Annotated in this window: 10 protein-coding genes; 4 read left to right on the plus strand and 6 right to left on the minus strand. The window is 56.9% G+C overall.

Annotation, left to right across the window (positions count from 1 at the left end):
• Positions 1–47: 47 nt before the first annotated feature.
• From acpS to rpoZ, 4 genes are all read right to left on the minus strand, one after another.
• Entirely contained in the window at positions 48–473 is a 426-nt protein-coding gene (acpS, locus tag ACFSE1_RS12115) for a holo-ACP synthase (protein ID WP_377401396.1), read from the minus strand.
• 296 nt (positions 474–769) lie between these two features.
• A complete protein-coding gene (locus tag ACFSE1_RS12120) occupies positions 770–922 on the minus strand; it encodes a DUF3563 family protein (RefSeq protein ID WP_377401399.1) in 153 nt (50 codons plus the stop codon).
• A gap of 133 nt (positions 923–1,055) precedes the next feature.
• Complete coding sequence (locus ACFSE1_RS12125; RefSeq protein WP_377401402.1) at positions 1,056–3,293, minus strand: RelA/SpoT family protein; 2,238 nt, start codon at positions 3,291–3,293, stop codon at positions 1,056–1,058.
• A 120-nt stretch (positions 3,294–3,413) separates the two neighbouring features.
• Entirely contained in the window at positions 3,414–3,827 is a 414-nt protein-coding gene (gene rpoZ / locus ACFSE1_RS12130; RefSeq protein WP_377401406.1) for a DNA-directed RNA polymerase subunit omega, read from the minus strand.
• Positions 3,828–4,112: 285 nt separating this feature from the next.
• Here rpoZ and ACFSE1_RS12135 point away from each other — a divergent pair, with 285 nt between their 5' ends.
• Both ACFSE1_RS12135 and ACFSE1_RS12140 read left to right on the plus strand, forming a co-directional pair.
• Entirely contained in the window at positions 4,113–4,691 is a 579-nt protein-coding gene (locus tag ACFSE1_RS12135; RefSeq protein ID WP_377401409.1) for a LabA-like NYN domain-containing protein, read from the plus strand.
• Between the two features lie 257 nt (positions 4,692–4,948).
• Complete coding sequence (locus ACFSE1_RS12140; protein ID WP_377401412.1) at positions 4,949–5,224, plus strand: hypothetical protein; 276 nt, start codon at positions 4,949–4,951, stop codon at positions 5,222–5,224.
• A 25-nt stretch (positions 5,225–5,249) separates the two neighbouring features.
• On the opposite strand, the gene smpB is transcribed toward ACFSE1_RS12140, so the two are convergent.
• Positions 5,250–5,726 carry an SsrA-binding protein SmpB gene (gene smpB, locus ACFSE1_RS12145; RefSeq protein ID WP_377401415.1) on the minus strand — a complete coding sequence of 159 codons (477 nt, stop codon included), beginning with the start codon at positions 5,724–5,726 and terminating at the stop codon, positions 5,250–5,252.
• A gap of 115 nt (positions 5,727–5,841) precedes the next feature.
• On the minus strand, positions 5,842–6,726 hold the full coding sequence (dapA, locus tag ACFSE1_RS12150) for a 4-hydroxy-tetrahydrodipicolinate synthase (RefSeq protein ID WP_377401418.1): 885 nt from the start codon (positions 6,724–6,726) through the stop codon (positions 5,842–5,844).
• 218 nt (positions 6,727–6,944) lie between these two features.
• Here dapA and ACFSE1_RS12155 point away from each other — a divergent pair, with 218 nt between their 5' ends.
• Positions 6,945–9,032, plus strand: a complete 2,088-nt coding sequence (locus ACFSE1_RS12155; protein WP_377401421.1) for a lytic transglycosylase domain-containing protein — start codon at positions 6,945–6,947, stop codon at positions 9,030–9,032.
• Positions 9,033–9,067: 35 nt separating this feature from the next.
• Complete coding sequence (locus ACFSE1_RS12160) at positions 9,068–9,949, plus strand: alpha/beta fold hydrolase (RefSeq protein WP_377401424.1); 882 nt, start codon at positions 9,068–9,070, stop codon at positions 9,947–9,949.
• The last annotated feature ends 151 nt before the right edge of the window (positions 9,950–10,100 follow it).

Below are 10,100 nucleotides of genomic sequence, written 5' to 3' on the forward strand. Positions count from 1 at the left end.
TCGACTTTAGCGCTTCTCTAACCTCTTCGCCTTGAGCGGGCAATGCCTCAGCGCGATGGAGTGGAGGCTTGCGCACCTATTGGCCGCGCTTCAATGACCACAAAGGCCTGCGCGTAGGGAAATTCATCGGTGATGGTGAGATGAATGACAGCTTCGTGCCCGGCAGGCAAAAGCTCTGCCAGCTTCTCCCCCGCCCCGCCAGTCAGAACCATAGTGGGCTTGCCCGAGGGAAGATTGACGACGCCCATATCACGCCAGAAGACGCCCTGCGCCAGTCCTGTGCCAAGCGCCTTTGAACAGGCTTCCTTGGCCGCAAAACGCTTTGCATAGGAAGCGGCACGCATCTTGCGCGCATCGGATTTCCTGCGCTCGATATCTGTGAAACAGCGATGCGTAAAGCGCTCGCCAAAACGCTCGATGGACTTCTCGACCCGACGAATATCGATCAGGTCGCTACCCATGCCAATGATCATTGCGATCCTTTCGCCCCGCTGCCATTCGCAAGCTACCGTGCTTGCAGGCAATGTGTTGACTGCTTCATCCGCGCCTATAGATCGTGGCACAGGAGCAGTTTTCAAGGCGATAGACCATGGCGGAACGATCCGCAATCAGCCTAGCATAGCGACAGACAGCAGCCTGCACAGCTATCCACATCAAGGGGCGGATGTGCCATGCACTGAATGCACATCACCTTTGCCCCAGAACTTTCCGGTTGCGCCGCAATGCTGCGCCGCACAACAAACACCCTGCAATCGGGTGCCTTGATCGATCAGTAGCCCTTGCGGAACATGCCGCGATCAACCTGACGCATACGATATTCGAGTTCAATCGCATCGCTTGCTTCGTTGAGATACGCCATTTCGCGTTCCTGAACGGTCGGGGCGCGCAGCGAGCGGGCGATGTTTCTGAGTGGCTTGAACATGAGTTCATCTCCTTGTTGCGATGCACAAGATATAAGATGAACCGATTGAATGCACCATAGACAGCTTCCGCAGCCTGCTATGCGCTCATTGCATGGCATGCCCAAGAAGTGACAGAGGCGGCCTAAATTATGTTCAATCGTAGACGCGTTTGACCGTGGAGAGGCAATCCAGCTCTTTCAGCTGTGCCAATAGCTGGTTCAGTTGCCGCAGATCCCAGACTTCCAGCTCCAGAGCCATCTCGGAAAAGTCCGTGGCAACACGCCCCATCGTCATCATGCGGATGTTGATATCGAGCCGCGCCATGCATTGAGCCACCTTGGCAAGAGTGCCAGGCTCATTGAGCGCATTGATGACAATCTTGGCCATGAAGCGCGATTTGTTGGCCTCATCCAGATCCCAGCGCACATCTATCCAGCGTTCCGGATGATCATCGAACCTTTGCAGGGCAGATGACTGGATCGGATAGATCGTGATCGTATTGTCTTCCTGCATGATGCCGACGATACGATCTCCAGGCACGGCGCCTGCGGGCGCGAAGTGAACTTCCACATGGTCGGCGAGACCACGAATGGGAAGCGGCTCCGGTCCACCTTCCGGGCTCGCAGCTTCTGCCGCTTCCTTGGCGGTACGCTCTGATCCCGGCAGGCGGAAGATCATTCCGCTTGCGCTCTGCATGTTGAACCAGCCCTGGTCCGCCGCTGGCTTGATGGTCGTGCGCTCATCCTTGTAATCGGGGAAGACGGCGCGGAAGACGTCCAGCGATGACAATTCGCCGCGACCGACTGCGGCAATCGCATCCTCCACATCCTTCTGGCCAAGCCGGAAGAGTGCCGGCTTCAGCACCTCGCGCGAGAATTCCTTGCCCGCGCGCTCGAATGTACGCTCCAGAATGCGATGCCCCAGCCCCGCATATTGCTTGCGGATGGCCATGCGCGTGGCACGGCGGATTGCCGAGCGCGCCTTACCCGTTACGACAATCTCTTCCCAGGCCGCAGGAGGAACCTGTACGCCGGAGCGGATGATTTCCACCTCATCGCCATTGTTGAGACGCGTCACCAGAGGCATGATCCGCCCGTTGATCTTGGCGCCCACCGTGGTATCGCCAATATTGGTGTGGACGGCATAGGCAAAATCTATAGGAGTTGCGCCGCGCGGCAGCGCAATCAACTTGCCTTTCGGCGTGAAGCAGAACACCTGGTCCTGGAACAGTTCCAGCTTGGTGTGTTCGAGAAACTCTTCCGGACTATCGCCTTCCGCCAGCGCCTCAATGGTGTGGCGCAGCCAGGAATAGGCATTGGATTCCTTCGAGAGCAGTTCCCCGCCCTCACCGTTTTCGCCGTCCTTGTAAAGGCTGTGCGCAGCGATACCGTATTCTGCAATCTCATGCATGCGGCGGGTTCTGATTTGCAGCTCGATACGCTGCCGCGACGGCCCCACAATGGTCGTATGGATGGAGCGATAATCGTTCTGCTTGGGCGTTGAAATGTAATCCTTAAAGCGCCCCGGCACCACGCGCCAGCGCGTATGCACGATACCGAGTGCCCGATAGCAGGCAGGAATATCGTCAACCAGGATCCGGAAGCCGTAAACATCCGACAGCTGCTCGAAAGACAGCGACTTGGACTGCATCTTGCGGAAAACGGAATAGGGCTTTTTCTGACGCCCCTTGACGGATGCCTTCAGCAATCCGTTGGCCACCAGCAAATCGCTCAACTCGTCCTCGATCTTGGTGATCAGTCCCTCATTGCGCGCCGAAAGCTCCGCCAACCGATTGGTGACGGTTTCATAAGCTTCCGGGTTGATGTAGCGGAAAGACAGGTCTTCCAGCTCGTCACGCATGTCCTGCATACCCATGCGGCCAGCAAGCGGCGCATAGATATCCATGGTTTCTTCGGAGATACGGGCACGCTTTTCCTGCGACATGTGCTCGAGCGTGCGCATATTGTGCAGGCGATCCGCCAGCTTGACCAGCAGAACCCGAACATCATCGGAAATGGCCAAAAGCAGCTTGCGCAGGTTTTCCGCCTGCTTGGCCTTTTTCGAAACGAGATCCAGGCGCTTGAGTTTGGTCAACCCTTCGACAAGGCGCCCGATGTCTTCACCGAACAATTCGTCGATTTCGGCACGGGTCGCGGTCGTATCTTCAATCGTATCATGCAGGAGCGCCACGGCAATGGTGGACTCGTCGAGATGCATGTCCGTCAGGATCGCGGCAACTTCCAGCGGGTGAGAAATATAGGGGTCGCCGCTGGCGCGTTTTTGCTGACCATGCTTCTGCATGGCATAGACATAGGCTTTATTGAGGAGAGCTTCGTTTGCGTCTGGCTTGTATTTCTGAACCCTCTCGACGAGCTCGTATTGCCGCATCATGCCCCGGAAGATCCCCGTCCGTATCTTAAAAGAAAAAGGCGCGCCAACCGTCGAAAGCTGGCGCCGCCAAACATATAATCACGATGCCATGTTCTTCACAGCATCAAAAGCAGGAAATGCTTAGTAATCGTCGCTCTTTTCCGGCGGAACCAGACCTTCGATACCGGCCAGCAGTTCTTCTTCCGACATCTGGTCGAACGTCAGCGTTTCCGGCAGGTCATCTTCATCAAGACCCTTATCCTCAGCACCGGCTGCACCAGCATTGGCGGCCAGCAACGAGGACGGATCGGGTTCCGGCTCATCCACTTCAACATGCTTCTGAAGCGAATGGATCAGATCTTCCTTCAGATCGTCGGGAGAAAGCGTCTCATCGGCGATTTCGCGAAGAGCAACAACAGGGTTCTTGTCGTTGTCGCGATCAACGGTGATAGCAGCGCCCTGCGAGATCTGGCGAGCGCGATGGCTGGCAAGCAGCACAAGCTCGAAACGGTTATCGACTTTGTCGATGCAATCTTCTACTGTGACACGGGCCATTGCCTGTCCTTTACGTCGGTATTTCAGGGATTGGTATGCCGGATACAGGCAAAACCCCCGGAATTCAAGTTTTTCCTCCAGGCAGCGCCATTTACCCCCTTCTCATTCCAGAAACCATGCGTTATTCAACCATAAGTTGCTTGGAATATCGATTGGCCTGCCGTAAAGGCTGGTTATATGAAAATATGATAATGTTACCAGCCGTTTTTACGCATCTGCTTCAATATTGCAGTAAGCAGAGCTCTGATCCGGTTGCAACATATATTGCTGGACGGACGAGGATTTATGTTTGACCCCCGCGAAAAAATTGCACTCTTCATAGATGGCGCGAATCTTTACGCTGCCTCCAAAAGTCTCGGCTTTGACATCGATTACCGCAAGCTTCTCAAGGCTTTCCAAAAGCGCGGCTATCTTCTGCGTGCCTACTACTATACGGCACTGATTGAAGATCAGGAATATTCGTCCATTCGCCCATTGATCGATTGGCTGGACTATAACGGCTACAAGGTCATTACCAAGCCTGCCAAGGAATTTACCGACTCCATGGGCCGCCGCAAGGTAAAGGGCAATATGGACATCGAACTGGCGATCGATGCCATGGAACAATCCGAGACTGTCGATCATCTGGTCCTCTTCTCCGGCGACGGCGATTTCACCACACTTGTCGAAGCGCTACAGCGCAAAGGTCGCAAGGTCTCCGTGGTCTCCACCATGGCGACACAGCCGCCGATGATTGCGGATGATCTGCGCCGTCAGGCCGATCACTTCATCGACCTCCTTTCCCTGAAGGCGGAAATCGGTCGCGATCCGTCGGAGCGCCCGCCGCGCCCGCACGATGTCGCAGCGGATGTACAAGGGGCCTAAAACCCCCACCTTCTTTTGCAAAAAAACGGCGCTTGCGGCAATTTCCGCGGGCGCCGTTTTTGTTTCGCCATCCATCAACGAAGGTGATCGATGGCATTCCAAACATTCGATAGACGTATGAACTGCCCTGCGGCATTCTCCGCCGCGTGAGACCAAGCTCACCCTTCCCTCAACCTCAAACCCTCCGCCAGATGCACCGGTACCGCGTGATGCGCTAACCGGCATCTTCCCTCGTGCCTTATCGAAAGGATGCAGCTATGCGCACGATTGAGACCTCCGACCCCACCATTGCAAGCGTTCAGCTGAAAAGCCGCTGGGGCAGCCTGTTGCGCACCCTTTGGGACCTTGGAAACAGGCGAGCGGGACGGGGCCGATATATCGATGTGGCAGAGCTTTCCCCACATCAGCTGAAGGATATTTCAGGACAGGAGAGCCAGAGGGCTATCTTGCCTCGGGCGCAACGGCAGGACCTTGCTCTGCAAGAGGCCCGGCAACGTGCATTTCTGCTGGCTCTTGGCACCGGCGGCCGATAGCAAGCCGCCGGTCAGACGAAACAGATCAGCCTGACTTAAGCAACCGGCTCTTCTGCCGGTTCCAATCGCGCTCTTTTTCTGTCTCGCGCTTGTCATGCAGCTTCTTGCCCTTGGCCAGCGCCAGTTCGAGTTTCGCCCTGCCCTTTTCGTTGAAATAGATCTTCAACGGGACGAGGGTCATGCCTTCGCGATTGATACCGGCGCGGAGGCGATTGATCTCTCGCTTGCTGAGCAGAAGCTTGCGGCGACGGCGAGGTTCGTGATTGAACCTGTTGGCCTGCAGATATTCCGGCAGATGAGAATTGATCAGCCAGATCTCATCCCCTTCATCGGAGGCATAGGATTCCGCAATATTGGCCTTGCCGTCACGCAGAGACTTGACCTCCGTGCCGGTCAAAACCAGACCTGCCTCGTAGGTGTCGATAATCTCGTAATTGAAGCGTGCCTTGCGGTTTTCCGCAACGATCTTGTTGACCACACGCTGACTGCCTTTGGGTGCCATGAACGGTTTTCCGTTGCCTTTCCAGATGAGCCGGTCAATCCGGCGCCGATGTCAGATGTAAGATCTCTACGGGATGAAAGAAAGGGCCGCGCCGGATTTACCCGGCACGGACCCGTCAGTTCAACAGGCCTGCATGCTTCAACGCCGCATCGATGGCCGCCTCCGTTGCCGGCTCAAGGCTGGAAAGGAGCGGCGAGCGCGCATGGCGGTTCATGCCGCGAATGCGTGACAGAGCATATTTGGCACCGCAGACGCCCGGCTCCATGAAGATCGCCTTGTGCAATGGGAAAAGCCGATCCTGATAATCAAGAGCTTTTGCATAATCTCCGGCAAGCGTCGCCTGCTGGAATTCGGCACAGAGGCGCGGCGCAACATTGGCGGATACGGAAATGCAGCCGACGCCGCCCTGGGCATTGAAGCTGAGTGCCGTTGCGTCTTCACCGGAAAGCTGGATGAAATTCTTGCCGCATGCCATGCGCTGTTCAGATACGCGCTCGATCTTCCCTGTCGCATCCTTCACCCCAACGATGTTGGAATGCGCCTTGGCCAGAGCGCCCATTGTTTCGGGCAGCATATCGATAACCGAACGCGGCGGGATGTTGTAGATGATGATCGGCAGCGTCACAGCTTCTGCAATGGCCGAGAAATGTGCGATCAGGCCCTTTTGCGTTGGCTTGTTATAATAAGGGGTAACAACCAGCAGCCCGTCTGCACCCGCTTCCTGGGCGTGAACCGCAAGCTCGATGGCTTCGCGCGTATTGTTGGAGCCTGCACCTGCGATGACGGGAACACGCTTGTTCGCCACCTCGATGCACAGCTCGATCACCCGTTTATGCTCCGCATGCGAAAGTGTCGGCGATTCGCCTGTCGTGCCAACAGGCACCAGACCTGTGCTTCCCTCAGAGATCTGCCACTCCACATGAGCGGCAAAAGCCTCCTCATCCACCGCACCCGCATCTGTGAAAGGCGTGACGAGTGCGGGCATGGACCCCTTGAACATGCGAAGTCTCCTCGCGGCTCCTAATCTTTGTTCAGCCGCATTATTTGGTTACGAGCGGCGCACCATAAAGCGCGTCAGTGACGGCGACAAGCGCAATGGGAGGTGTTTTGCAACACATCGTGATAGGAGAATTCGTGACAGGCGGGGCTCTGGTAAGGATCTGTTAAGCAACACATCCGCTTCATGGGAGAATAGAGCGAAATCGTGGGCGCTTTGGGATGAAGGCTTCATTTCATACTGTCGGTTTTTATATGCTGCTGTCTTGCGGAGTGTGCCTCGCGGCACCGCTTCCGGAGGGTTCGCTGCCCCGTCCTCTATCGCGCCCGGACAATCTGCACCAGGTGACGATTCCGACACCGGAGATCACCGGCGCGATTCCTCGGACGGATAATCCGGGCCAGGATGGCTCCTCCCTCGCCATCCTCAAACAGGGGCTTGACGCGCTTTCCAGCAACGATGTCAGCACCGCCCTTTCTGCCCGCGATGCACTGTCGCAGGGCTCGCTCGATCATCACCTGCTGACCTTCGCCATTGCCACCTCCGGCCTGCGCGGTGTTCCCTCGCATGAAATCGCCGAGGCCCAGCAGCAATTGCGGGGATGGCCGGGCCTGAAAAATCTGCGCGCTTTTTCCGAACGGGCCCTATGGCAGGAAAATCCGCCCGCTCAGTCCGTTTTGGCTGCCTTTGGTGCGACGCGTCCCGAAACACCGCAAGGCGCCATTATTCTTGCCCGTGCCTTGATGGCGACAGGAAAGAGGGCCGAGGCTGCGAGAACGCTTCGCCCGTTCTGGGCTGGCAATGCGTTGGACAAGGATCTCGAAGATGGAATCCTGCGCGAATTCTCCGGCCTGCTCACGCCCGCCGATCATCGGGCGCGCATGGATTACCTGATGTATCGCGGTCGGATCAGTCAGGCGAAGAGATTTGCCGAGGCCGGTCACGCCCAGTCGCTTTACAAGGCCTGGGCCGCAGTGGCGTCCCGTGCGAAAAATGCCGAGGCGCTTTTGGCGAGCGTAGACAAGGCTCTGGTGAATGATCCGGCCTATCTGTTCGTTCAGATCGAGTATCAGCGCCTGCAGGACAATTACCGCCGCGCTGCGGCGCTACTGGCACGCTCGCCGAAAGACCGCGACGAGCTTGTCAATTCCAGTGAGTGGTGGAACGAGCGGCGGATCATAGCCCGTGGTTTGGCTGATCAGGGCGATTTTGCTGAAGCCTATCGCGTTGTCGCGGCCCACAATGCCCATCAACCCACCGATATCGTCGATGCGGAATTTCATGCTGGCTGGTATGCTTTGCGAGCACTCAAGCAACCCGCCGTCGCAGCAAACCACTTCAAGAAAATCCTGACCGCCTCGACGCGGCCGCTATCTGCATCGCGCGCATGGTACTGGCTGGGGCGCACGGCGGAAGCCGGTGGCCCTGGACAGGCGCAGGAGTTTTACGCAAAAGCGGCGCAATACCCGGCCACTTTCTATGGCCAGCTGGCAGCAGCGCGTCTTCAGCAGAAAACGCTGAATGTTGCCTATCCATCCCCCACGGCCGAGGACCGGAGAAACTTCCAGATGCGGGAGGCGGCCAGAGCAATCGACCGTCTGGACGCGGCAGGACATTCTCAACGCGCTTCGGCTCTGTATCGTGCACTCGCCGATGAATTGACCAGTCCTGGCGAGCTGGCAATTCTTGCGGCACGCGCTGAGCGCGACAATAACCACGCCCTCTCACTCCAGATCGGCAAATCTGCGTTCAATCGTGGGATCGACGTGGCTGCCCTTGCCTTCCCGCTTGGCGTCATCCCCGCCAGTGCCAACATAGATGGCTCGGGCAAGGCACTGGCCTACTCGATTGCACGGCAGGAAAGCGCCTTCAATCCGGCAGCCGTGTCGCCGGCAAATGCGCGTGGTCTTCTCCAGATCCTCCCCGGAACAGCCAAGGGTGTCGCAACCCGTCACGGCATGCCTTTCGTGCAGGCAAAGCTGACGACAGACCCCGGCTACAACGCCACATTGGGCGCACATTATCTGGGCGAACAGATCGATGCCTTTGGCGGATCCTATATTCTGACATTTATTGCCTACAATGCCGGTCCCCGCCGCGTGCCGGAATGGATAGACCGCTATGGTGACCCGCGCGGAAAAAGCCTGGACGAAGTGATTGACTGGATCGAACGCATTCCCTTCCCAGAGACTCGCAACTATGTTCAGCGTGTGATGGAAAACTATCAGGTCTACAAGGTTCGGTTGGGCCAGAAGGCAGACATTGCCAACGATCTTCGCTTTGGCCGACCAGCCAGCAGCGATCGCTGAGGATACAATCTGAAACTGCGAGCGGGGAAGAAGACATGCGAGACGACGGATTTGGTTATCTGACCTCGGACGACGGCTTGCGTCTCGCCTACCGCGAATTTCCAGCCACAGGTTCAGCGGCCCCTGATCTCCCCGTGGTCTGCCTGCCGGGCCTCACGCGCAATTCCCGAGATTTCGAGCCTCTCGCCCGGCAAATCAGCCAATCGGCCAAACGGCCCCGTCGGGTTATCTGCCTCGACTATCGCGGGCGCGGCCGGTCCGATTGGGCCGGCGACAAAACAAGCTATAATATCGTGACGGAAGCGCGCGATGTTCTCAAGGCGATGGATCACCTTGATCTTGAACGCGCCATCTTCATCGGCACCTCCCGCGGTGGCCTGATCATGCATATTCTGGCGCAGATGGCGCTCGAGCGCATGGCCGCTGGCATTCTCAATGATGTCGGGCCCGAATTGGGCGTGGAGGGATTGCGCGAGATTCAGGCTTACCTCAAAGAAGCAGAGCCGCTTCCCGATTGGAAATCAGCCACGGAAGGGCTCAAAGCACTGCATGGATCGGCTTTCCCTGCCCTCTCTTCGGGTGACTGGGAAGAATTTGCCGAAGCTATCTTTCGGGAAACAGAGAAGGGAATCGTGCCCGACTGCGATCCAGCGATTGGCCAAGCATTCGCTGCCATGAATCTCGACAAGGCGATACCTGACCTGTGGCCACAGTTTGATCTCATGGCAGGGCTACCGCTGCTTCTCATACGCGGAGTAAACTCAAAGCTTCTTACGGCGTCAATCACACAAGCCATGCAAGCTCGCCACACACAAATGGCGGTCATTCTGGCGAAGGGACAAGGGCATGCGCCTCTGCTTCACTTGGGCGAAGTTCAGCCAGCGCTGCAGTCATTTCTCGACACCCTACCCTGCTAAGCCTACAGATTTTGGCTGAAAACCAGATTACCTGAAATTTTCGATCTGTTTGTTCTGACAAAGTCCGAGCACAACACCGCTAGGGTCGAAACCCAATCAGGGTATTGATGAGATTAGCTATCCATGATTCACTTCCTGCAGCAACAGGAGT

Source organism: Affinirhizobium helianthi, assembly GCF_042680945.1.
GTDB classification, from domain to species: Bacteria; Pseudomonadota; Alphaproteobacteria; order Rhizobiales; family Rhizobiaceae; genus Neorhizobium; species Neorhizobium helianthi.